Source organism: Streptomyces sp. NPDC052299, assembly GCF_040679335.1.
In the GTDB taxonomy this organism is placed as follows: Bacteria; Actinomycetota; Actinomycetes; order Streptomycetales; family Streptomycetaceae; genus Streptomyces.
Genome location: NZ_JBFAUP010000014.1, coordinates 74,766 through 98,167, shown reverse-complemented (window position 1 = coordinate 98,167; position 23,402 = coordinate 74,766). Strand labels below are relative to the sequence as shown.

The 23,402-nt window shown below is 69.8% G+C and carries 20 protein-coding genes; 16 read left to right on the top strand and 4 right to left on the bottom strand.

Features of this window, described 5'->3' with window-relative positions; translation table 11 throughout:
- Positions 1 to 54: 54 nt before the first annotated feature.
- The 5 genes from AB0L33_RS23610 (at position 55) to AB0L33_RS23590 (ending at position 9,249) form a co-directional block, all read left to right on the top strand.
- The gene (locus AB0L33_RS23610) at positions 55 to 1,410 is read left to right on the top strand and encodes a class I SAM-dependent RNA methyltransferase (protein ID WP_365684458.1); all 1,356 of its coding nucleotides are present in this window, start codon (positions 55 to 57) and stop codon (positions 1,408 to 1,410) included.
- Positions 1,411 to 2,229: 819 nt separating this feature from the next.
- The gene (locus AB0L33_RS23605) at positions 2,230 to 3,636 is read left to right on the top strand and encodes a Wadjet anti-phage system protein JetD domain-containing protein (protein WP_365684456.1); all 1,407 of its coding nucleotides are present in this window, start codon (positions 2,230 to 2,232) and stop codon (positions 3,634 to 3,636) included.
- On the top strand, positions 3,633 to 4,904 hold the full coding sequence (locus AB0L33_RS23600) for a hypothetical protein (protein WP_365684454.1): 1,272 nt from the start codon (positions 3,633 to 3,635) through the stop codon (positions 4,902 to 4,904). The genes AB0L33_RS23605 and AB0L33_RS23600 overlap by 4 nt, the downstream gene beginning before the upstream one ends.
- Positions 4,901 to 6,121, top strand: a complete 1,221-nt coding sequence (locus AB0L33_RS23595; protein ID WP_365684452.1) for a hypothetical protein — start codon at positions 4,901 to 4,903, stop codon at positions 6,119 to 6,121. Before AB0L33_RS23600 ends, AB0L33_RS23595 begins: the two co-directional genes overlap by 4 nt.
- Entirely contained in the window at positions 6,118 to 9,249 is a 3,132-nt protein-coding gene (locus AB0L33_RS23590; protein ID WP_365684450.1) for a hypothetical protein, read from the top strand. The genes AB0L33_RS23595 and AB0L33_RS23590 overlap by 4 nt, the downstream gene beginning before the upstream one ends.
- A 266-nt stretch (positions 9,250 to 9,515) precedes the next feature.
- Here AB0L33_RS23590 and AB0L33_RS23585 read toward each other — a convergent pair whose 3' ends face one another.
- From AB0L33_RS23585 to AB0L33_RS23575, 3 genes are all read right to left on the bottom strand, one after another.
- The gene (locus AB0L33_RS23585; RefSeq protein WP_365684448.1) at positions 9,516 to 10,889 is read right to left on the bottom strand and encodes a hypothetical protein; all 1,374 of its coding nucleotides are present in this window, start codon (positions 10,887 to 10,889) and stop codon (positions 9,516 to 9,518) included.
- A gap of 246 nt (positions 10,890 to 11,135) precedes the next feature.
- Entirely contained in the window at positions 11,136 to 11,363 is a 228-nt protein-coding gene (locus tag AB0L33_RS23580) for a hypothetical protein (protein WP_365684446.1), read from the bottom strand.
- Between the two features lie 133 nt (positions 11,364 to 11,496).
- A complete protein-coding gene (locus AB0L33_RS23575) occupies positions 11,497 to 12,315 on the bottom strand; it encodes a hypothetical protein (RefSeq protein ID WP_365684444.1) in 819 nt (272 codons plus the stop codon).
- Between the two features lie 373 nt (positions 12,316 to 12,688).
- Between AB0L33_RS23575 and AB0L33_RS23570 the strand changes: the two genes are divergently transcribed.
- From AB0L33_RS23570 to AB0L33_RS23530, 9 genes are all read left to right on the top strand, one after another.
- Positions 12,689 to 13,351, top strand: a complete 663-nt coding sequence (locus AB0L33_RS23570) for an HAD-IA family hydrolase (RefSeq protein WP_365684442.1) — start codon at positions 12,689 to 12,691, stop codon at positions 13,349 to 13,351.
- A gap of 90 nt (positions 13,352 to 13,441) precedes the next feature.
- Positions 13,442 to 14,644, top strand: a complete 1,203-nt coding sequence (locus tag AB0L33_RS23565) for a helix-turn-helix transcriptional regulator (RefSeq protein WP_365684440.1) — start codon at positions 13,442 to 13,444, stop codon at positions 14,642 to 14,644.
- 193 nt (positions 14,645 to 14,837) lie between these two features.
- The gene (locus AB0L33_RS23560) at positions 14,838 to 15,284 is read left to right on the top strand and encodes a hypothetical protein (protein WP_365684438.1); all 447 of its coding nucleotides are present in this window, start codon (positions 14,838 to 14,840) and stop codon (positions 15,282 to 15,284) included.
- Between the two features lie 260 nt (positions 15,285 to 15,544).
- Complete coding sequence (locus tag AB0L33_RS23555) at positions 15,545 to 16,432, top strand: glycosyltransferase (protein WP_365684436.1); 888 nt, start codon at positions 15,545 to 15,547, stop codon at positions 16,430 to 16,432.
- On the top strand, positions 16,429 to 17,313 hold the full coding sequence (locus tag AB0L33_RS23550) for an aminoglycoside phosphotransferase family protein (protein WP_365684434.1): 885 nt from the start codon (positions 16,429 to 16,431) through the stop codon (positions 17,311 to 17,313). Before AB0L33_RS23555 ends, AB0L33_RS23550 begins: the two co-directional genes overlap by 4 nt.
- A complete protein-coding gene (locus tag AB0L33_RS23545; protein ID WP_223777252.1) occupies positions 17,310 to 18,041 on the top strand; it encodes a glycosyltransferase in 732 nt (243 codons plus the stop codon). Before AB0L33_RS23550 ends, AB0L33_RS23545 begins: the two co-directional genes overlap by 4 nt.
- On the top strand, positions 18,038 to 18,964 hold the full coding sequence (locus AB0L33_RS23540; RefSeq protein WP_365684432.1) for a PIG-L family deacetylase: 927 nt from the start codon (positions 18,038 to 18,040) through the stop codon (positions 18,962 to 18,964). The genes AB0L33_RS23545 and AB0L33_RS23540 overlap by 4 nt, the downstream gene beginning before the upstream one ends.
- On the top strand, positions 18,958 to 19,572 hold the full coding sequence (locus AB0L33_RS23535) for a hypothetical protein (RefSeq protein ID WP_365684430.1): 615 nt from the start codon (positions 18,958 to 18,960) through the stop codon (positions 19,570 to 19,572). Before AB0L33_RS23540 ends, AB0L33_RS23535 begins: the two co-directional genes overlap by 7 nt.
- 6 nt (positions 19,573 to 19,578) lie before the next feature.
- Positions 19,579 to 20,616, top strand: a complete 1,038-nt coding sequence (locus AB0L33_RS23530) for a glycosyltransferase (protein WP_365684428.1) — start codon at positions 19,579 to 19,581, stop codon at positions 20,614 to 20,616.
- On the opposite strand, the gene AB0L33_RS23525 is transcribed toward AB0L33_RS23530, so the two are convergent.
- On the bottom strand, positions 20,613 to 21,659 hold the full coding sequence (locus AB0L33_RS23525) for a phosphotransferase (RefSeq protein ID WP_365684426.1): 1,047 nt from the start codon (positions 21,657 to 21,659) through the stop codon (positions 20,613 to 20,615). The genes AB0L33_RS23530 and AB0L33_RS23525 overlap by 4 nt on opposite strands.
- A gap of 161 nt (positions 21,660 to 21,820) precedes the next feature.
- On the opposite strand from AB0L33_RS23525, the gene AB0L33_RS23520 reads away from it, so the two are divergent.
- A complete protein-coding gene (locus AB0L33_RS23520) occupies positions 21,821 to 22,789 on the top strand; it encodes an FAD-dependent oxidoreductase (RefSeq protein WP_365684424.1) in 969 nt (322 codons plus the stop codon).
- On the top strand, positions 22,786 to 23,322 hold the full coding sequence (locus AB0L33_RS23515; protein ID WP_365684422.1) for a flavoprotein: 537 nt from the start codon (positions 22,786 to 22,788) through the stop codon (positions 23,320 to 23,322). The genes AB0L33_RS23520 and AB0L33_RS23515 overlap by 4 nt, the downstream gene beginning before the upstream one ends.
- The last annotated feature ends 80 nt before the right edge of the window (positions 23,323 to 23,402 follow it).

Genomic DNA, 23,402 nt, shown 5'->3' with positions numbered 1-23,402 from the left:
TTGTTGTCGTCCGGCCGCGGGCCGCCCCCCTTCCCCCTCTGGAGCCACCCCCTCATGCAGAACGAATCCACGTCGCCGCAGACCGGGGAGACGCAGCCGGAGTCGCTGGTCGGGCGGGAGTACGAGGTCGAGGTCGGCCCGGTCGCGCACGGTGGTCACTGCATCGCCCGCACGGACGAGGGCCGGGTGCTGTTCGTACGGCACACCCTGCCGGGCGAGAAGGTCGTCGCGCGGGTCACCGACGGCGCCGAGGACTCGCGCTTCCTGCGCGCGGACGCGGTGGAGATCATCGAGGCGTCCAAGGACCGGGTGCCGGCCCCCTGCCCGTTCGCCGGTCCCGGCAAGTGCGGCGGCTGCGACTGGCAGCACGCCAAGCCGGGCGCCCAGCGCCGCCTCAAGGGTGAGGTCATCGCCGAACAGCTCCAGCGCCTCGCGGGCCTCACGCCGGAGGAGGCGGGCTGGGACGGCACGGTCATGCCGGCCGAGGGCGACAAGCTCCCCGCCGGCGAGGTGCCGGCCTGGCGGACCCGGGTCCAGTACGCCATCGACGAGGACGGCCGCGTCGGCCTGCGCAAGCACCGCTCGCACGACATCGAGATCATCGACCACTGCATGATCGCCGCGCCCGGGGTCTCCGAGCTGGGCGTCGAGCAGCAGGACTGGCCCCGGATGGCCACGGTGGAGGCCATCGCGGCCACCGGCTCCCACGACCGCCAGGTCATCCTGACCCCCCGCCCGGGCGGCCGCCTGCCCCTCGTCGAACTCGACAAGCCGGTCTCCGTCCTCCGCGTGGACGAACGCGACGGCGGAGTGCACCGGGTCCACGGACGCGGCTTCGTCCGCGAGCGCGCCGACGACCGCACGTACCGCGTCGGCTCCGGCGGCTTCTGGCAGGTCCACCCGCAGGCCGCGAACACCCTGGTCCGCGCGGTCATGCAGGGCCTGCTGCCCCGCAAGAACGACACGGCCCTCGACCTCTACTGCGGCGTCGGCCTCTTCGCCGGCGCCATCGGCCAGCGCATCGGCGAGAAGGGCGCGGTCCTCGGCATCGAGTCCGGCAAGCGAGCGGTCGAGGACGCCCGCCACAACCTGGCGGACCTGGACCGCGTCCGCATCGAACACGGCAAGGTCGACCAGGTCCTGCCCCGCACGGGCATCACCGAGTGCGACCTCATCGTCCTGGACCCGCCCCGCGCGGGCGCCGGCCGCGCCACGGTGAAGCAGCTGGTGGGGCTGGGGGCGCGCCGGATCGCCTACGTGGCCTGCGACCCGGCGGCGCTGGCGCGCGACATCTCGTACTTCGCGGAGGGCGGATACCGGGTGCGGACGCTGCGGGCGTTCGATCTGTTTCCGATGACGCATCACGTGGAGTGCGTGGCGATCCTGGAGCCGGCGAAGAAGGACGCCTGACCTGCAGTTTCGCGGGTGCGCGGTATGCGCCGTGTGAGCGTTACGGGCGATATCTTGACGCTCAGATGACGCTCGCGGAGGTATCTCGACGCTCATTTGACGCTCGTCTTGATGGTTCGCCAGTTGAGCTGAGGGGCTGGTCAGATGTCCCGTCGATCTTCGCGGCGGGACACAAGAACTGAGAACGTTCCGACGTTGAGCCCCGGCCCGCTCCTGCGGTGTGGCGGTGTACTCGCGGTCTGGCGCTGGACCACGCTCCACACGGGCAACTGCCGCTGGAAGCGGAGTGCTTTTCCTCGGTCAGGGCCTGCTGGAGGGCCTCAAGAGTCTGCCGGGCCACCGCCGGCCCGGCAGAGCCGTGGTGCGCGCGTGGCCAGCCGAGTCCACACCGACCAGTTCCAGCCCCACCGACTTCGGGCGGCGGTCCCCGCGATCAGAGCCTCTATCAGGTTATGGATCCCTTTCGCTGTGGACCAGGTTCTGGACCGGGGATAGACGGCGGGCCGCCGTTGTCGCTCCACAGTCGGTTCGGGTCGTCCGTGGCGGGGCGGGCGAACGACTGCGCTCAGTCGCTCGGCACCTGCCCTGGGGGCGTGTGCACTGCACCGACCACCGCTCCGGACTCCACGTCAGATGTTGCTCAGAGTGAGACGACTGCAACCCTTCGCGGGTTCCAGTGATGCAGATCGTGTGAAATTCAGTCACTGACTGTCTACCCTTGGTGTCATATCGTGCGCTGATCGCCCTGACTTCCTGGGTGCCGTGGACGATCACTGCAGCTACGGGGGGGATCTTGTGGGGCAGCACACGGGACAGGGAATGCTGTTCGGCGAGGCGTACGGCCGTATTTCGATTGGAGTCGGCGGCCTTCCAGCCGGTGTCAGTGCAGTCACGGTACCGGTCAGGCGGTCCAGGGAGGACCGGCTGCCTCGTGACCGTCGCGGGCGCCTGCGGGTGCACGCCGTCGACCTCGTCCCGGGCTGTCCTGCCGACCTGTTCGAGCCCCCGTCCGTGTTGTCCTCTGCCGACCTGCTTTGGGTGCTCGCGGCGGAGCGCCGCGCGTGGAGCACGGTGGTGGGTCGGTTCGGAGAGGCCGCCCTGCAGGTGGCGACCGATCTGGTGCGATGCGGCGGTGTGGTGCTGCGCTGTGAGGTGGACGAGTGGGTGGCGCTCGGTTCCCCCACCCAGTGGCGGCTGTCCCAGGCGTGGTCACTCCAGGCAGAGGATCGCATCGCCGAGCTTCGCGGCGCCCGCGAACCCCGACGTGCCCGAGCCGATCTCATGGAGGTGATGGAGTCGCTGGAGCAGTTGACCGCGGAGCGCAAACTGCTGGCAGCGGTGGACCCGGCCGCCGGACTCGTGGTGCCCGCAGGCAGCCAGACGGCGGCGAAGGCGTGGTCTGTATACGAGGCCGCGATCCGAGCGGGCGCCTCCTGGTGGTCTCTCCGGGCCCAGGGAGAGGAGGAGGTGACCCTCAAGCAGCTTGCGGCGCTCGCCCTGGGTGGCTCCAAACGGTGGACCGCACAGCAGCAGGCAGCGTTCGCGAACCTGGTGGGGTCGGAGTTCGAGGAGGCGGTACACGAGGAGGACACCGCGCTCCGCGTCAAAGGCCCGCTGTCATGGCACATCGGTTCAGTGGCCGCCGACGCGGCGGTGGCCCAGCCGTGGGTCGGCCTTCCCGCCAACAGCCTGCGCCTGCTCGGGAATGCTGTCTGCGATGCCGTGGGCGTGCTGGTGGTGGAAAACTCGGACACCTTCGGAGTGGTCTGCCGCCGTCTGCCGGAACTGACGTCGCGTTGGCTCTGTGTGTGGGGCAGCGGGTACGCCACGGACCAGCTAGTGGCTGTCCTCGACTGGCTTTCGCCGCTTCCGGTTGCTGCGTGGTGCGACCTGGACGCCGACGGCATCGCGATCGTCGACAACCTGTCGCGGCGGCTGGGTAGACCAGTGCACGCCGTGGGGATGCATGTCGACGAGTGGGAGGCAGGCCCCTATCGGCAGCGCCAGAAGCCGAAGGAGGACAGGGAACGCGACCGCCTTCTCGCCGCCGAGCTCGCCGAGCGGGTGGACGGTGACCTCCGCGAGCTCGCGCTCGCCATCGCCGCGAGTGGAGAGTCCCGGGAGCAGGAGACCCAGTACACCTCGGTCCTTCCTGGTCTTCCCTCGGTCCTGGAACAGTTCGCTCAGCGGCCCCTGCTCCGGCTCAGCCAGGAGGCTGCGGGGTGAGCGGGATCCAGCTCTCCTGGGACGACACCGAAGACGATGAGGTGATGCTCGCGCCGGCCGACCGGTTCGCCAACTGGCGTGCGTTTGTGGCTCCACTGGCAGCACACCGTGAGGTGGTCGTCAAGGACCCGGAGGCGGTGCGACTGGCGAGAGATGTGGTGGCGGTTTTTGCCGAGCACTCCGCCCTCAGCGGGCTCACCCGTGCCCAGCTGCTGGACCTCCTCGGCCCGGCGGGCCGAGGCTGGCCCGTGCCCGTGGTCGAGTCCCGCCTCAGTCTGCTGATCGACATGGGCTTCCTGGAACCGTACCTGCTTAAGGCCCACCAGGATCGCTACGTTGTGCGCCCGGCCGGTCTCGCAGGCGCCTTCGCGGCCGAACGGCTGTCGCTGTACGGCGGCGTGGACGAGTTGGTCGGATTGCTGGACCGCACCCGCGAACTATTCGAGCTCGCTGATCCCGACCCGGCGAAGGCATTGGAGGCACTACAGGACTGCCGGCACGGTCTGCTGGTGTTCGCGCTCGACCTACAGCGACAGGTGGCGAACGCCACTCTGGACGAGCTGATTCGTACTCAGCGGCGGCATGACCGCACCGACTTTCCCAAGCAGGTGGTCGCACTGAACGGCCTGGTCACACGTGCGTTCTCTGGTCACCTTCTGCTCGAAGACGCGGCAACCGCCCTGATCGAGGCTGCTCAGTTCTACCGCCAGGCGTTGCTCGCCGCCGTCGGAAAGATCCTGGACAACGGAGGCGGGAGCCTGAACCTCGATGTTCTTACTCCCGCCGAGTACCACCAGCTCACCCGGACAGCCGGCCTGGAGCAGCTGGGCCACTTCGGCGGCCAGCTCGTCTCGGACGCTCCGCCGCCGTGGGTTGACGGCCAGGCGATCGTGGACACGGCTGCCGAGTACACGCCGTCATCACCGCCCAAGGGCCGGCCGATGCCGCCGCAGGTCCGGGGGGAGAGCCAGTCGGACCCCTTCGCCTCGCTGGAGGAGGCGGAAGCTCACGAAGCCGTTAGGCGTCAGGTGCTGGTGGAGGACCTGCTGGCGGGACTGACCGAGACTGACGTTACTGCCGTACTGGAGGACCAGGGCTGGCCCGCTGCCGCGCGTATCCTGGTGGACCTGCTGGCCTGCGACGAGGACCCCGAGGTTCCGGTGCGCGTGGAACTGGCCGTTCCGGTGCGCGTCGACAGCACTGCCACTGTCACCTACCTCCACCGGGTGACCCTCCACCTCTCCCCGGGATCCGGAGACGGCGGATGACGGACGATATCGAGCACCGGGCAGCCCTGCTGCTCGCAGCCCTCCGGGCCGAGGGCCAGGCCGAGTATCCAACCGACGCTGCAGTGACAGCGCGGGCGGCACAGGCCGCCGCACTGGCGGGCAGGGCAGTGCTACAGGTCCACGATGCCGACCACGCACAAGCGGTGCGCCTGGGATGGCCGGCGGGGAACGCCCCGAACGAGGATCATCTGGGCAGTCAGCTACCCTCTCCGCTCTCCCGCGTCATCAGGCTGGTGTTCGCGGTGTGCCTGCGAGCGGCGTGGCCTGACCCGTCGCTCCCGCCGTACCCGGGGCACGTCTTCGATGCCGGCCTGGTCGCGCAGACCTGTCTTGACCTGGGCGCCAGGGCCGACAGGATCGCGGCCGCACTTGATCGCGTGCTCCCCGGCCACGGCCTGATCGTCGGCACCGGCGCCCAGTCGTACCTGGGCCCGGCAGTGGCTGCGCTGCCCGGCCCCGTGAAGGCCGCGCTACGAAGGGGGCACCACCTGCTGCCGCGGCTTGCCTCCGACAGCGCTCAACCGCGCGCGGAGGCGCCGGTATCTCCCCCGGCGGACCTGACCGCCCCAGACCAGGTGCCCCCGTCCAGCAACCTCCAGGTCGCACGGTCCCTGGTGACTGCTCTGGAGACGGCACACGGCCCACTCACCGTCCGTGAGGTCGGGGCACTCGCAGATCCCGGTACCAGGGCGCAGGTCGAGGAGATCCTCGCCGGCATGGGGCGTTGTTTGGTTCGCACTCCCAGCGGCACCTGGACCACCGGCTACCCTGACGCCGTCGCCGCAGAGCTGAGCGCAGCGGGGGTCGGCGCCCTGAGCAGCGCCGAACGTGCCGTTCTGGCGCTGGTCCTAGTGCACACCGTCGCCCTGCCGCGTGCTCTGGGGCGCCATACCCACGACCAGTGGGACAGCCGCAGGCACCCGGTCACCGTGACCGAACTGGCCCGCAACCGTGCGTTGGCCCAGACCGTCATCCGGCAAGCACTGCGCACCCTCAGCGCTGCCGGGATGGTGGACACTGCGGGCCCCGGCAACTTCGTCCCCGGTCCGGCCCTCCAGCGCTTGAGCCCCGCACGAGTCAGTGCGTTGTGGGAGGACTTGATCATCGCGGGACGCCCAGACGGTCACCTGGCCCGCGCCATCCTCGAACGCCGGGCAGCCGAGGAGGCGGCCCCTGCACACCGGGAGTCACCGTGACGACCGAACCCGCAACTGGCACCCCCACCGGGATCATCGGCGCCCGACCGCTGGTCGCCGTCCAGACGTTCGGGATCGCACGGCTGACCAGCGACCCGATCGCGCTCATCCCGGGAACCTTCGTTGCCGTCACCGGCCGTGGACCAAAAGACTCCAACGAATCGGGCAAGACGAGCTTCTTGGCAGCGGTGTCCCTGCTGCTCGGCGATCCGGAGTGGCAGGCCACTGGAAACGGCACCGCCAACACCGCCACGCTACTGTTCGAACCGATCGTCGCCGGGGCGTCCGCGCAGCTTGTCGGGGCCGCGGACCGCGGTTACGTGGTGGGCCTGTTCGCCGAGGCAGGGAAAGCCCGACCGCACACCGTTTGGCTCCAGATCAGCAGCGACAGGCCGCACCTCCAGGTCCGCCACCAGCCAGGCGTCCACCTGCTGACGGAGGGCGACGACGACGAACGCCATCGTGCGGCACCGGAGTTCTTCCGCCAGCTCGGCGGCCGTCCGCTTGGCTCCAGTGAGTACGCACATCACCTGTACGGACGCTCGCCGAAGGTCCTCGCCTACGTTGCCTCGCGCGGTCAGGTGCGGTCACGGCCCTCGCTCCTCAAGCTGGAGGCAGCGACGTACACGCCGGACCGTATCGGAGAGGCCCTGCTGACGCTCTCGGGCCGGTCGAGCGTCCTGGAGCGTGACCGGCAGCAGCGTCGTGAGCTGGCGGACCGCCGGGGGGACTACGTTCGTGCGCTCACCCAGCATGACATCGATCTTGCCCGCGAGGACCAGCTCCTCGAAGCCGTGGCGCTGCGCGAAGACCTCCGCGCCAAGCTGGGCAGTGCCCTGGCGGACCAGCGGTCGTGTCTGGCGCGGTCCGTGCTGGACGCCGTCGCACGGCAGCGCAGCGCCGAAGCATTACTCCCCGCCACCCACGCGCTCCTGGAGTCAGCCCGCGACACCCTGGGAGTGCTTCGGGGGGAACGCGTCGCCTACGAGGACGTCCGGGCGCTGGAGTCAGCAGTACGTGCCGCCGGGAAGGAGCACCGGCAGGCACAGGAGGCATGGCTCGCCTGCCAGAAGGACGAGCTCGCAGCTGAGCGGGACCTCACCGACGCCGAAGCGGACCTCGTCAGGTTGCGCGAATTGGCAGGACGGCATGCAGGCGAATCCGCAAGCGTCCTGACAGCGCGCCTCGCGACCCTGCGTGACGAGAAGGAGGACGCACAAGTCGGCCAGCGCATCGCGGAAGGCGACGCCGCCCTTGCCGAACAGGAGCTCACCAAAGCGACGCAGGGGCAGGCGGGCAGAGTCGGCGAGCTCGTTGCCACCCTGGGCCACGCAGGCATCGACGCGGTCGGATTGTACGATCAGACCGAGGTCGACCCCTCCGCACGTGACTTGTGGGAGGCCGTCCTGCATCCATGGCGGGAGGCCGTCTGCGTACCCCGAAGTGCGCTCAGTGCGGCGGTCGAGGCCCTCCGGGACCATCCGGGAGCCGTTCTGGTGGCCTCTCCTGAGGTCGGCATCGCTGGGGCAGACTCCTCCGACAGCCCGGCCCTGCCAGTCGGCGTTCTTTCGGCCCCCGACTCCGCCCGCGGCTTCCTTACCGCCCTGTCGAGTCAGGGCCACTGGACAGGCGCACCCCCGCACGCCTCCATGGACGGGCTCGGCGTCCATGTGGTCGGCGCGTTTCCCGAACCGGTGCTGGGCCGTGAAGCGATCTGCTCCCACCTGCGCGATCTGCGGGACGCCGCCCTCACGAGGATGACCGATCTGAGTTCTCTCCTCTCCGGTCTCGCTACGAGGATCAGTGTCACCGAGGCCCAACTTGCCTGCGCTGCAGCCGTCGAGTCTCTGCCAGGGGCAATCGCGAAGCACGATGTGGCCCTACGTTCCCTCACAGCGATCCGCGCCGCCCTGCCTGGTCTCAAGAAACAGACCGACACCGCAGCGGACCTCGTCACCACGGCGAAGGCAGCCGTCGCCAGCCGCGAGCAGCGCATCGCCGTGCTTGACCGGGACATCGCCGGCGCGGACAAGGAGATCAAGGAGTTGGAGGAGCGTCTCACGGTCCTTGCCGGCTCTGCAGGCACCGAGCAGATCGCACGCGCCATCGGTCTGTTCGGTGGCGACGAGGAGACCGCCCGGACAGAGCTGGGATGGCCGGCCGTCTGGCTCCCCGAGAACCATGCCGAACTCCTCACCGAAGCTCCGCCCCCGTCAACTGTTGCCTCTCCCGAGCAACCCGTTGAGTGCCGCAGTGCCGCCGATCTCCACCAGGCTGTCGTCAGCACGGTCGACGTTTGCCGTACCGTCCTGCGGGTGGAGGCCCGCACCAAGGGCTATCCAACCCACGCCCTGGCCCGCGCTGCCGAGATGCACGAGGCCGCCCCGGACGTGCGTACCCAGCCCACCCTCCGCGCCCTCGCCGACTGGCTCGACGACAAGGCGGACGCCGACGCCGCTGCGGACTCAGAGATTGCTGCCCTGAGGCAAGCCCGCCAGCGGGAGCAGGACTTCATCGCCTCGTCCGTCGACAAGCTCGATGAGGAGCTGCAGCACACCCAGGCGGTCATCATCCAGCGAGTCAGCAGCGCGCTCGACAGCATCGCCACTGCGCTGAACCGGCTCGACCGCGGCTCTCAAGGGTTCGGCGCCGACCTCAAATACCGCATTGACCCGCCAACAGGAGCCGACCACCACTGGCGCTGCTCCGTCACCCCGCGGTGGCGGCGCAATCCCAACGGGCCGCTGCTCTCCTATGACACGGTCACCAACACCGCGCAGGAGAAGCTGTTCTCCATCAACCTCGTACTGGCGGCGCTGCTGGCAGCCCCTCACCCGCAGGGACGGGTACTCATCCTGGACGAGCTTGGCGACTCGCTCGGCAAGGAGCATCGCCGGGAGGTGCTCAGTGCCATCAGCAGCGTCGCCACCGAATACGGCATCACCGTTCTCGGCACCTGCCAGGACACCATCCTGAAGGACGCCGCACCGGTCTGCGGAGAGATCCTCTACTTCCACTACCCCTCGAAGTCGGAGTACCTGAACCTCCCCACACGCATGTACGGGTTCGACGAGGACTCCCTCCGTGTCGAACTCACCGCGGAGCAACTCCTGCGCCATTCTGGCTGAGCCCGCGTGTAGATGTACCGGGGCAGCACCGCCGTCAGGCCCGGAGACAGCACGGATAGCGGCGTGTGGGGCGGGTTCAATCCCCCGGCTGACGCTGGGCAGGCTTGCGGGCCACCTGCTAATGATCATGGTCGGGGTGGGCGAGCGCTGAGAGCAGGCGCTTAGAAGGCACTCGGTGTGATCCGTGTGTTGGGGCGCGTGACCTGCGTCTTTGTCGGCGCTCGCAGGTCACGCGCTTGATCTTCCGGCGTTTTCGGGCCGGTCCGCTAGCTGCGCTTCACGCGCTGACCGGGCAGCAGACGGATGGCGAGGACGGATCCGTCGGCGTGGACGGACACGGGGCCGCCCCACTTCTTGTCCCAGGCGAGCTGGGGGCGAGTGTGCCGGGCCGCGTGTACGCGGAGGCGGTACTCCTCGACCTCCCCTTCGGCGAGGAGGTCGAAGAGTTCCCTGTCCACGCCGGAGAACGCTTCGACGCGCGGCCCGTTTAGGCGGAACACGTGGTCGGTGCCTGCGTAGGTGCGCTCGAGGAGGCGGTGGCTGATGTCCTGGACGCTGCCGGCGGCAGCGTGTTCGAAGTCGTCGAACCGTTCGTTGCCCTGCCGTTTCGTGAGGTAGCGGGCAGTGCCCTGGCCGGAGCCGGTGAAGGCCATGAGTCCGGCCGCCGCCGTATGTCCGAGGACCTGCTGGAACCACCTGAAGTACTCGGGGGTCAGGTGGCAGCCGGGTACCGGCTCGCGGGCCGCCCCTCCCACATGGGGCGGCTGGATCCCCGGAAAGGGGTTCTCCTCCGATGGGGCGGTGTCCAGGTCGGCTTTGCTCTCGCCGGAGGGGTCGGCGAGCCAGCCGTCACGGCCGGGAGCCTGCAGCGCGTGGACGGTTACGGTACCGTCCGCGGGCAGCTCCGTGCTGAACAGGAGGCTCGGGGTCTCGTTCCACGCGCCGATGTGCACGGCCTCGGCGTGCACCGACGCGGACGCCAGCTGGCCGGCCGAAATCGCCGCGTTGCTGTGGTTGCCCTTGGTCGCGATGGGGATCACGAGGGACGGTTCCCCAGGACGCCAGACCTCCGCGAAGTACTGCGGCCGGTACCCGTACCCGACCTTGTTGCCCTTCTCCCTGCTCGTGAGAGCCCACCCGGCGCGCAAGACCGTGTCGGCGGGGACAATGCTCACGGAGTGCTCGGGGAACCGGCGCCCGAGCACCTGCTTCGCGAGCGTGAGTCCGAAGGCCATGCCGAGCTCGTGCGACTGGATGGTCTTGTACCGTTCGGCGATCTTCCGCCCTTCGGTCGAGAGCCCGAGAAACGAGTCAGGGCCGCCCGTCAACGCCTGGCTGTACTTCAGGGCTCCCCAGTGCTCCGCGAGGCCACGCCCTGCCCCCTTCCAGGACAGCGTCGTGGCCCGGCCGAGCGTGTGCAGCACGTCCCACATGGAGACTCGCACCCGGCGATCGAGCTCGTTGTCCGGGATCCCGGACAGGACCGGTTTGCGGCGGAGCGGCTCGGCCTCCTTCTTCTTACGCGCCTTGTCGTCCGCGGCGATCGCGGACTGCACCTTGCCGAGCAGTTCTTCGTTGGAGCGGATGGACACGTTCGACGATGCATCGAGGTCGAGGAGTACCTTCTTGGCCGGCTTCAATGAGTCCCCTACGGCTCGCACGGGTGCTTGAAGAACCCCGCGAAGGTACGGTTGCGGGAGCCGGAGCACGCAAGTACGCAGGGGCGCACGAGCTCCCCTCGTCGTGTCAGGACCTCCGATGTTCAACTCACGGACGCTTGCTAGTTCCCTTGACTTGCGGCGGAGCGTTCGGGGTGGCCCCGTCCAGAAGACCCGAACGGGGCGAATGCCGACGTCCTGCCGTCCGCCGCAAAGGGCGGACCGGCCCTAAAGGAACGCGGTGATGGCGCCCACGGTGGTGGCGATGGCCCCGACTGCTGTCCAGAAGATTACGTTCTTCCAGAAGGGCCGCCGGTCCGAAGACCCGGATTCAGAGTCAGACCGGATGCTCGGCATCTGATCCCCGTAGGCCCAGTTCAGCTGTGCGTTCCCGGACAGATTGATGTTGATCACGGGGTCGCCAGGCTGTCTGGGCGCGTTACCGTTGGTGCTCAAGTAGTTCTCCTTCCGACGAGGGGTACTTGCAGCTGTGGCGGAATTTGCTTGCCGGCGTGTGCCGCCTCAGCCTGGGGTTCTGTGGGGTGCGGCAGCGTCGCGCCCCACAGAGACTCCGGGACCTGTCGTACGCCTACCTGACAGGGGCATCCGTCTGAGAGGTGGCGCTACGTCCTCGATGGACGTATGGGGGCAGAAGTGTGTATCGGTTGCTATGGGTGTAACCCCTCGGGCTGGCAGGGGCCGTCTTGAAGGTCTTCTTGACTTCGATAAACCCCTTGCGGGCCAGCTCCTTGAAGCCTCGCTCGGTCGTGTCTGCCGACCAGCCATACCAGTCCGGAGTTCGCTCGGGCGGCAGTTCGAAGGCTGGCCGCTCGCAGCTCAGGACAAGCAGCATGGCCAATCCGGGGAGACCGAGATCATCGATGGCTCTTGAATCCCAGAGATCCCTGGGCACCTTCAGATACGGGTCTCGGTTCTCCCGGCCGGGTCGGGTATACTCCCCGCCCTGGCCGTCCTCGCGGAGCAGGGTAACCCTGATGTTATGTGTGCCGGGGATGCGGCCGTACTTGATCAACCGACGCTCCTGTAGACGGCCGAAGATCTTATTGACCGCCGCTCGTGCGCTCGTCGGCTCCGCCGTCTCTGTCGCGCCGATCGCCCTTGCCCAGACGGAGCTGTTGAGCGTTGTGCTCCAGTCGTCCAGGTCTGAGCTGGTGATCGCGATGATGAACAGGTACGCCTTCAGCCCGCGCAGGTCCCGGCCCTGAACGAACTGGGCGAGGACGCTGTGACGACTTTCCGCTCGCGGTGGGAGTTGTACGAAGTCACGCCGAACGGGGACATGCCTCCGGTGCGTTGCCTTCCGGTCTAAGAGAAACGTCTGGGTCTCAGCGGCCCCGGCGGCGACCTCCTCCGGGGTGAGTCCCTCCCAAGATGCTTGCTCACTCACAGACGCCACCATCGCACCTTGAGCCAGGAGGCTTCAAACCCTGACGCCACAACAGTTGCTCGCCTCAGCGGGTTCTTTGACGAATATCCTGTAAATAGCCTCGTGGTACATGACCCTGCGATGTCGTGGAAAGTTCGGAGGAGGAGAGAGCTGCGCCGACCGCCATTAGCGGAGGAACCCGGCCGTCCTGGCGACCCTGGACAGACAACTCAGCGGCGCCCCCGAACCATCCTGTCGGAACAGGGCGGTTGGGTCCGGACCGGACGGACTGTCTCCCCGGCCGCTGTCTTCCGCCAGGACGCTCTTCGCCATGACACACACGCGGTACGCGGTAGCGTCCCCGTTGGGTCAATCGCGAAAGGGGCGTCACCGCATGTCGCACAGCACTGCCACTCCCGACAGGCATGAGCGGCGTGGTCTGATTCTCGACTTCGCCGGGGTGCTCACCGCTAGTCCCATCGCCGTACACCGCGCCTGGTGTGTGTCCGAGGGGCTGGAGCCGGGCGCGTGGCGTGCCACTCTCAACGATCACCCCGAAGGCCGGCGGCTTTATGCGGCGCTGGAGATCGGTGAGATAGGGCAGGCTGAGTGGAACGAGGGAACCGCGGCTCTCCTCGGTGAGCACGTGGACCCCGTGAACCTGATGGGACGGGCCTGGGTCGACGTTCCTCCGGCGCGTCGGATGATCGCGCTCGCTCGGGCCGCACGAGCTGCCGGCCACCGGCTCGCGCTGCTGTCGAACAGCTTCGGGCTCGATCCGTTCAACCCATACGAGCACGTCGGCATTTGGGACCTCTTCCACGTGCACGTCGTGTCCGAGCTCGAGGGACTCGCGAAGCCGGACCCGGCTATCTACCGGCTCGCACTGGAGAGGATCGGGCTGCCTGCCGAGCGGTGCGTGTTCGTGGACGACCATCAGGTGAACCTGCCGCCGGCTGCCGAGCTGGGCATCACGACTGTTCACGCCACCGATGAAGACAGGGCGGTCGCCGAGCTGGAGGCTCTTCTCGGCGTCACGGCTGTGCTCACGGTCTGAGCGTCAACTGCCGCCTGGCCGAGGGCTGTCCACCGCACCGCTTCTGTGAGTACTGTCCGTGTGGGGCCCATCACGCGGAGGTTCTGGAGTATGCAGTGGTCGGAGTACACCACCTCTGAGCGCTTGAAGGCGTTGCGCGGTGCCATGACGCAGGAGCAGTTAGCCGAGGCGGCCGGTGTGTCCGTCGGCGTCGTCCGCAAGCTCGAACGCGGCGGGACGGCTTCCCTGCCGTCACTGCTGTCGATCGCCGACGCGCTCGGTACGGACATCGCCGTGCTCCTCGGGCAGCAGGCGCCCCGCCGGTCCATGGACCGCGACGAGCGGGCCGCGCTGCGTGTGGTCTCCGCGGCGACCCACGACGCTGCCATCGGCATCCCCGCCGATGTCGAGCCGGGCAGCGTCGAAGAACTTCGAGCTGTCGTGCGTCGCGCGGACGCCGCGTACTGGGAAGGGCGATACATCGAGCTCGGTACCCTCCTCGGGCGGCTCCTTCCAGAAGCCCGCGCCCGGTTCGACGCTGCAGGCCTCGATGAACGGGAGGCCGCCGCCGGCGTCCTGATCGACACCTTCCAGACCGCGGGCATGGCCGCCAACGTGCTTGGCTCGCGAGACCTGGCGTACGCGGCGTTGACGTACGGACGGCAGATCGCCGTCCAGGGCGGGGACGAACTGCGCGACGCCCATCTCGCCGCCACGACCGCGTGGGTCAATCTCCGTGATGGGCGCACCAAGCAGGGCTTCCTCCTCGCGGCGGCCCAGGCGGACCGGATCGAGCCCAAGATGAGCGAGCACGATCCGGACCGGCTCAGCGTCTACGGTCAGCTCGTCACGAACGCCGCCGTCGCCGCTTCCCGGGGCGGGGCGAGCGCGGACCACGCCCGCGAGTACCTCTCCCAGGCGCACGCCGTCGCAGCTCGCATCGGAGATGAACACGCCCGCGGCTCGCACGCACAGCCGTACGGGCCGATGTACGCCGCCACGCAAGCGATGAGCATCGCGGTGGCGCTCGGCGATACGGGCGGCGCTCTGCGCCTCATGGACACCGTCCGCCTGGACGCCAGCGTGCCGCTGGCCACCCGCGCCCGCTTCGGCCTGGACGTCGCTCTCACCCAGGTGGAATGCCGACGGTGGGAGGCCGCCGCCGACACCCTCCAAACGGTGTGCGAGACGGCTCCCGGCTGGGTGCGCCACCAGATGCTGCCCGGCGTCATCATCAGCAGGCTCGCCGGCGTGTCCGTCAGCCGACTGCGCGGGCTGGCCAACTCCGCCGGTGTCCCGCTCGGGGTGCGCTGAGGAACGGGCCTCAGTACCACGGTCCGTAGTAGCTCCGCGGGTGCCGCCGACATGACTGCTACGGGCCGTGCCAGCCCCACGGCGGAGTCCGCGACCGCTGCCACGGGACGTGGCAGTCGAGCCCGGTACGAGGTTCCTCCGCTGCGACGGGCCGTGCCTGGGCCCATGCATCGCAGGCCACCAGCCTGGAGGCATGCCGAACAACCCGCCCGGCGGCCTCGGGCACGTACCCGTTGCCGTCTACTCCTGCGCCACCACCTCCACCGCCCTGGGCGAGAGCGAGGAGCGTGGCCGTTACTACGCCGTCGCCCGGCACTGGCACGTCGCCGGGGTCTGGTCCGACTCCGACCCGGCGCTGCCGCTCGCTGAGCGGCCGGGGTGGCAGGCGGTCACGGCCGCCCTGTCCGCCGGGATGATCCGAGGCGTCGTCGTCAGCGGCCCGGCGCATGTCGCCTCTGACGCGGCTCAGTTCGCGGCCCTCGGCGTGCTCCTCCGCGATCGGGGAGGGTTCGTCGCGGACGCGTCGAACGGCACCCCGGGCCGCCGTACGCCCGGTCAGGCCCGACGCCGCCGCGACCTCGCGGACGCGGCCTCCGGCTGGTTCGGACAGACCGACACGCACAACGAGGGCACCTCGTGAGCGCCCGGCGCGCGTGGGTCGGTGACCTCGTCCGGGACGGAGACGGGCGGCGGGCGATCGTCACCGACGTCCGTGCCGACGGCACCGTGTGGGTGCTGAGGCCGCCGACCGGGGGCGGGCCCTGCTGGGAGATCGACGAACCCCGACAGCCTCAAGGTCCTCGCCCCCTCCGGCGGCGGGGACAACCGGTGAGCTTCCGCGCTCGCTCACCGTCCCGTCCCTCACTCCCTTCCGGCACCACGCCTGAAAGGCGACGTCCCGTGTACGCGTTCGGTCTCTGCATCGACCAGCAGTACCTCGTCCCCGGCCTCGCCGCGATCGCGGGTCTGGCCGACAGCCTCACCCCCGTCGCCCGCCGCCATGCGGCGGTACGGGTGCTCACCCTCGACCTCGCCCCGACGCAGGCCCTGCTCCTCTCCGACTTCGCCAAGCGGACCGGCTTCGCCTCCTTCGACCTCCGGCGCTGCGTCCCGCTGCGCGCCTCGCGCATGGCGGACGCCTCGTACATCACCGTCACCACCTACCTGCGGTTCGAGTTCACGCCCGACTTCGTCCGCCGGCCCTACCTGATCTACGTGGACGCGGACGTGCTCGTACGCGGAGACGTCACCGATCCGCTTGGATCCCTCCGGGAGGACGAGATCGGCGCCGTACGTGACGAGTTCAACCCGGCCGTAGGTGAGTGCCCGGCGCTGCCCGGGGCCGCCGAACGCTGGCCCCACCTGCGCGGCCGTCCCTACTTCAATGCCGGAGTTCTCTGGACCCGCACCGGCCACATGCCCGTCGTCCGCAGGGGCGTCGAGCACGCGCTCGTCCGCGGCCGCCGCCACATCCTCCACAACGACCAGGACGCCCTGAACCTGTGGCTCCTGCACTCCGGCCGCGTGCGGCCGGCCGCCGCCGGACTCAACAGGTTCGAGACCGGCCGGTTCCTGGAGCGGGGCAACTGGGTGCGGCGGGTCGTCACCCGGTCGCTCAGGCCGGACCCGGCCGCGGCCCTCGTGCACTTCGTCGGCCCCGAGAAGCCCTGGCAGGCCGACTGCCCCGTCACCGAGGACGTGGCCGAGTACCGGCGGCACCTGGCGGTCACCCTTCGGCACGTCCGCCGCCTGGGTGCCTTCGGAGCGGAACCGGCGGGTGCGCGGTGAGCACAACGAACGTACCTGCTGCCGTCGCGCGCGCCGCCCTCGGTCTCGTGGGAGTTCCGGTCCATGCCGCACACCGCCTGTCGGCACGGTCGAGGACGGTCGTGTACCGGGCCTTCCTGGCCGACGGTCGGAGTGTGGTGATCAAGCTGTACGCGGTCACCGCCCGCCGCAACGCCGCGACCGAGGCGGCGGCGGTCCGGGCCGTCGCGCAGCACGTCCCTGTGCCCGCCGTCCTCGCACACGGACACGTGCCCGGCCACGAGGTGACCGCCCTCATCACCGCGGACCTCGGCCCGCTCACCCTGGGAAGCGCAGTGCGATCCGGCCGGGTGGACGACGAGCGAGCCCTGAGGGACCTCGGCGGCCTGCTCGGCCGCCTTCACCGGTCCCCGGTCCAGCCGTGGGCCCCGCGCCGGCCGCTCCATGAGCAGGTCACCTCGATCGGCCGTCGCTGCCCGCCCAGCGCTCTGGACCGCATCGCGCCCGCCCTGGCCGCCATCGCCGACGCCCCCGTGGCTGCCCCGGTGTGGTGTCACGGCGACCTGCACGGCGACAACGTCGTGCTCGCTGGGCCCCGAGCCGTCCGCCACCTCGTCGACTTCACCGACGCCGCAGCCGGCCCCCGCGAATCCGACGTGGCCCAGACCCTGGTCATGTCCGGCGCCATCGCCTCCGCCCGGGCCCGCACGGTCACCGACGCCTATCCACTCGCCTTGGACCACCACCAGCTGACGGCCTGGGCCGTCTTCCACACGCTGCGCTGCTGGGCCCACTCCGAACCCGGCGACGACCGCGTCCGGTGGGCCGGCCGCCTGGACGAGCTGAGCCGACGGACCCCGCACCTCTTCCGCGTACCCCGTCCCGAAAGGACGTACCGATGACCACCCCTGCCTTGTCGGTGGTGATCCCGGCCTTCAACGAGGTCGCCTACCTGCCCCGCTACCTGCCCTCCGTCCTCGCCTCCCTCGCCCGCTGGGAGGAGGTCACCGGCCGCACCGGGGAGGTGATCGTTGTCGACAACGCCAGCACCGACGCCACCGCCGACATGGCTGCCTCCTTCGGCGCCCGCGTCGTCACCGAGTCCGTCCGCAACATCGGCCGGGTACGCAACACCGGCGCGAGCGCCGCCCGCAGCGGCCGTCTCTTCTTCACCGACGCCGACGTGGCCCTGCCGCTGGAGGCGGTCACCGCCGCCGCTGCCGCCATGGACGCCGGGGCGGTCGGCGGTGCCATCCCGCCGCTCTACACGCCCGAGCGGCTCGGAGCCCGCCTGCTGTGCGCGTACTGGGATCACTACCGAACCCGGCGCGGTGGAGCCCAGGGCGTCAACCAGTTCTGCACCGCCGACGCCTTCCACCACGTCGGCGGGTACCGGGACGACCTGTTCATGAGCGAGGACGTGGAGTTCTTCGCTCGGCTCAGCGCCCACGGCCAGGCCACCGGACGGCCCGTGGCGATCCTCGACGACCTGCGCGTACGCCCGTCGACCCGCCGCTACGACCAGTGGTCGAGCCTGCGGATGCTCTGGTGGCAGAACCCCGTCACCGCCCGCCTGCGGCTCCGGTCGCCCCGCATGTGGCGCCACTGGTACGAGACCACCGTGCGATGACGAAGGAGACCCCCGTGCGGCCCCAGCCCAAGACCCTGCCCGCCGTCGGCCTGCCGGTTCCGGACGGCAGCGGCATCTACACCTTTCCCGACGACCTCCACCGCGCCCACCGGGCGCACACCCAGCAGCTCGCCGCCCGCCACCGGGCCATGGACCACCGTGTCCTGGAGGTGACAGCGCCTCACACCCACGCTCCGTACTACGTCGAGGCCCGAACCCCCGCCGGCCGCCCGGTCCTCGTCATCGAACCCCACCACGACGACTTCTCCCTCTCCGCCTCGGGTGCCTTCCTCGCCAGCCCCCGACCGCTGACCGTGGTCACCGTCTTCACCCGCTCCCGCAGCGTGCACCCCGCGCTGGAAGCCACGTACGCGGACGTCGACATGGTGTCCGAGCTGCGCGACCGCGAGGGCGCCGCCGCGCTCGCACCGTTCGCCGCCCGCCGACTCCTTCTCGGACACAAAGACGCCGAGCCGCCGTACGGGCCCTACGACCCACAGGTGCTTGACCGGGTCACCGAGGAGCTGCGCCGGATCGCCGCGCTCCACCCCGACGCCGAGCTCCTCGCCCCCGCCGCCGTCACCCGTCACCCCGACCACCTCCTCGTCCACGAAGCGGCCGTCCGTCTCGGCTGTACCTGGTTCTGGGAGGACCTCGCCTTCTGGGCGACGTACGCGCTCGTCGGCTGCGACCAGCACCTGTTCCGTACGCGTACGGGGGCGGCCATGCGGCCCGAGCTGGTGGACATCACCGACGTCGTCCTGGACAAGGTCACCGTCCTGCGGATGCACGGCTCGCAGATGCACCCGGCCCGGAAGATGTACCGGCCGATCCGGCACGCCTTCACCACGGCGGCCGACCTCGTCGACGGCACGGGACTCTATGCCGAGCGCTTCTACCGGACGGAGGAGACGACGTGCTGATCATCGCCCTGGAGGGGCCCTCCTACGCCGGCAAGTCCACGGCGATACGCCACCTCCGCCACACCACCCTCGGCTCGCGCGCGTTCGTCTCCGACTGCTACGTCAAGCACATTGCCCACCGCGACGACATCCCTCCGGCCCGAACCGACTCCGCGGCCGCCCAGTTGGCCGCCTTCGAGCGGTTCATGGAGATCGAGGCGACCCGAGTGGCCGAGGCCGCCGCGAGCGGCAGGCAGATCGTCGTCCTCGACCGCTCCGTGGACACCCTGCTCGCCCACGCGTACGCCCTGGACGCTCTGTTTGGATACGGAGTCCATCACCGGCTCCACGGCCGGCTCACGACGCTCCCGTTCCTGCGCCCCGATCGCACCCTCTACCTCGACGTACCGGCCGAGTCGCTCCACCTCCGCCGGAAGACCGCCGGCCACACCGCCGCCGAGTCCGAGTACTTCCTCCATGAGCCGGGCTTCCTTCACCACGCACGCGACTACTTCGTCCACACGGCCCGCCGGCCCATGACGCGAGAGCTCACGGTCCTCGCTGCCGACGCCGACCCGGACGAAGTCGCTCGGGGAGTGGAAGCCCTCGTCGGCTTCTGGGCGAGGTGACCGCCGGTGCCCACCGCCCTCTTCGCCTGGCGCCGCACCCCACCTCCCTTCCTCATCGGAGGCGCCGAGGTCACCCAGCAACTCCTCGCCGAAGAACTCGCCGCCGCCGGCTGGCGCGTCACCTACCTCGGCTCACACGAGGCGCCGTGGGACGGAGCCACCCAGCTCCCCGACATGCGCGCACATCTCCACAGGCATCGCGTCCCGTACGACGAAGCGAACGGCTCCCTGCGCTACCGGTGGAACGGGGTCGAGTGCGCGGCGTTCATGCAGAACAACGTGGAGCACGCACTGGCCAGCCTCCTGGGGGAACTCAGCCCCGACGTCGTGTTCACCGCCCAGGAAGGATCAGCGAAGTTGGCCGAACTGGCGACGCCGACCACCCTCGTCGCCGGCCTGCTCCACTCCGTCTCCGCCACCGGCCTGGGCGTGCTCGCCGGCCGTCCGCACTACGGGCTGGCCGTGTCGAAGTTCGTCCGCGACCGGGCACCCCACACGCCCGGCACCCGCATCGACGTGGTGTACCCGCCGTTCGCCCGCCCACGACCGGCTACGGACACGGACAGGGAGCGGCCCCCGGCCGTACTCATGATCAACCCCATCCCCGCCAAGGGCGCCGAGCTGCTGCACCACCTCATCCGCCTCATGCCGGAGCAGCCCTTCACCCTGGTCGAGGGCTGGTGGGACACCTCAGCCGACTTCGCGGCCTATCCGAACGTCACGTATGTGCCCCGTGTTTACGACATGGAGCCGCTGTACGGTAGCCACCGCCTGCTGCTGGTCCCGTCCACGGTGGAAGATGCGTTCCCCCGCGTGATCGTCGAGGCCGCCCTTCACGGCGTCCCGACCATCGGTACGAACCGGGGCGGGATCCCCGAAGCCATCGGCGACGCCGGAATCGTCCTGCCCGCCACCGCCGGCCCCGAGGCGTGGGCGCGAGCGATCCGCGACGTGGACCGCGAAGCGCTGGGGGAGTTGGCGCGGACCAGAGCGGCACGTTTCACCCGCCCGTGCCTCCCAGAGCTCCGGGAACTGGGGATCTAGAGAGCGCCGCCGAACGCCCGCTCCACCTCGTCGAGTCGCTTTGTCCACCAGTGGAGGAGCGCCTCGTCGGCGATGAACAGGTCGTCGCAGGAGTGGTCACCCCGGTCGTAGTGGAACTCGAGCTGCCAAAAGTCTGTCATCCGCTTCCACCACAGGCGACGTGCGGAGTCGAGCAGCGCGGCCGGCTCCAACGGGATCACCGACCGGTAGCCGCTCACGAAGGCCGCCACCCGCTCCAGGCCGAAGACGCCCTCTACCCCGAACTGCACCTGTGCCGTCCGGACGACCTCCTCGGCGTACGGGCGGACGCCCAGCCGGTCCCAGTCCAGGACGGCCGTCAGATCGCCGTCGGCCCAGAGGAGGTTCCGGTACTGGAAGTCGCCGTGCGTCCAGCCGTACGGCCCTGCGGGAACGTCTCCCTCAGGGCGCAGGGCCGCGTACTTGGCGAGCAACACCCGACGCTTGGCGAGGGCGTCGAGCGCCGCCGCGTCGAAGGAGTCGCCCGAACCGTGGGCCCGCGCAGCAGTGGCGAGCCGGTCGGCCTTCTCCGACGCCCGTTCCGGCGTGACGACGTCCGCGGTGAGACTGTCGGGAACAGCGGGGAGGACTCCGGTTTCGGCGGCGCGCCCGAGCGCCAGGTGGAGCTCGGCGAGGACTGCGCCGAGCCGCCGCACCCGAGCGACGGGGAGGTCAACGCCACGAACGTGCGCTCCTCGGGCCCATGGGAACAGGCAGTACCCGCTCCCACCGGCCTCGACCACGATCCCACCCGACGAGCCCACCACAGGGACGATCACCGGAATGCCGGCCTCAGCCAGGGCTGGCAGCACGGCAAGATTGCGGCGCAACCTGTCGAGCGGCACATCCGTGACCCGCTTGAGAGCGAAGGCCCCGCGCGGCGTGTCCAGCTGCCAGTTCACGTTCATGAGGCCGTCGGTCAGGTGACGCCAGTCGACGACGTCCCCGAGGTCGAACTCTTTGATCAGTTCCGCAAGATCATGGGAGGGAAGGCGGTGCCTGCTCGCCACATGCGCGTTGGTCACCTTGGCGACGATACGTGAGCAGGGCACCCGGGTGCACAAGGATCACCGCGCGGTGTCAGAGACCCAGGGCAGTGTGTACCCGCACCGTCTCGCCGCGCCGATGGCAGTCGATTTTCTCGGTGTGCCTGCGGCGTCGGAGCGTGACCTCTAGGGTCAGAGACGTGACCGCAGGGGAGCGCGTTGTCGTTGTCGGTGCTGGGGTGGCGGGTCTCACCACCGCCGTCGTTCTCGCCGAGGCCGGAGCCTTGCTGCACGTGATCGCCGAGCAGGTGCCGGGCGTCACGTCACTGGCGGCCGGGGCGATGTGGGGGCCGTACCTGGTCGAGCCGAAGGACAAGGTCGACCAGTGGGGGCGCCGGTCCCTGGAGATCTTCCGCCAGCTGGCGGAGGACCCGTCCACGGGCGTCCGGCTCACCAGTGGCATCGAGGCGTCCCACACGGCCGAGGCGCCGCCGGACTGGGCCACCACCCTGCCCGGCTTTCGGCCGTGTGAGCTGGCCGAACTGTCGGCCGGGTTCTCGGTCGGCTACCGGTTCACGGTGCCGCTGATCGACATGCCCACCTACCTCGCCTACCTCCTGCGCCGGCTCGACGTTGCTGGAGGAACGGTCGAGCAGCGGCGCCTGGCCTCGCTCGCGGACGCCAGCCCTGCTGCCGTGATCGTCAACTGCACGGGCCTGGGTGCCAAGGATCTGCTCCCGGACCCTGGCGTTCGTCCCATCCGCGGCCAGCACATCGTCGTCACCAACCCGGGGCTCACCGAGTTCTTCTCCGAGGACACCGGCCTCTCGCCCAACCTGCTGTGCTTCTACCCTCACGGCGACACCGTCGTCCTGGGCGGCATCGCCATCGACGGCGAAGGCGACCTCGGCCCCGACGACAAGGCGGCGGTCGGCATCCTCACCCGCTGTGCCGAGGTCGAACCTCGTCTCGCCCAGGCCCGCATCCTGGAACACCGGATCGGCGCCCGACCGACCCGGGCCCGGGTCCGGGTGGAAGCAGAGCGGACGGAGGACGGCACCGTGGTCGTGCACAACTACGGGCACGGAGGCGCCGGTGTCACCCTCTCGTGGGGCTGCGCCGAGGAAGCCGCAAGGCTCCTGACCGCGGACAGGGAAGACGGGCAGTGAACGACCATCCGAGGAAGCCCTTCCTCTACGTCGTCGTCTGCGCCGCCGGCATCGCGGGCGACGCACACAAGCTGATCACCGCCGCGCAAGAGCAGAGCTGGGGCGTCGGCGTCATCGCCACACCCCAGGGCCTCGGCTTCCTCGACACCGAGGCGATCGAGGCCCAGACCGGCTACCCGATCCGCTCGGCCTGGCTCAGTCCCGGCGACCCGCGCCCGCTCCCGCCTGCCGACGCCATCGCCGTCGCGCCGGCCACGTTCAACACGATCAACAAGTGGGCCGCCGGCATCGCCGACACCCTCGCGCTGGGAATCCTGTGCGAGGCGTACGGGATCGGCATCCCGACGGTCGTCTTGCCGTACGTGAACGCAGCCATGGCCACACACCCGGCCTACGGCCGGAACCTGGACCAGCTGCGGGAGATGGGCGTGCTGGTCGGGTCGTACGAGCCGCACCGGCCCAAGGCGGGCGGGGGAGCGGACCGCTTCCGGTGGGGGGAGGCGTTGGAGCTGCTGGAGGGCAAGATCGACTGAGCGTGATCCGGTCTACCTTCTCAGCATCGGGGCGAGTGGGCGCCGAAGCGGAACGCGAGCGATTTTCACCCAGTGAGCAT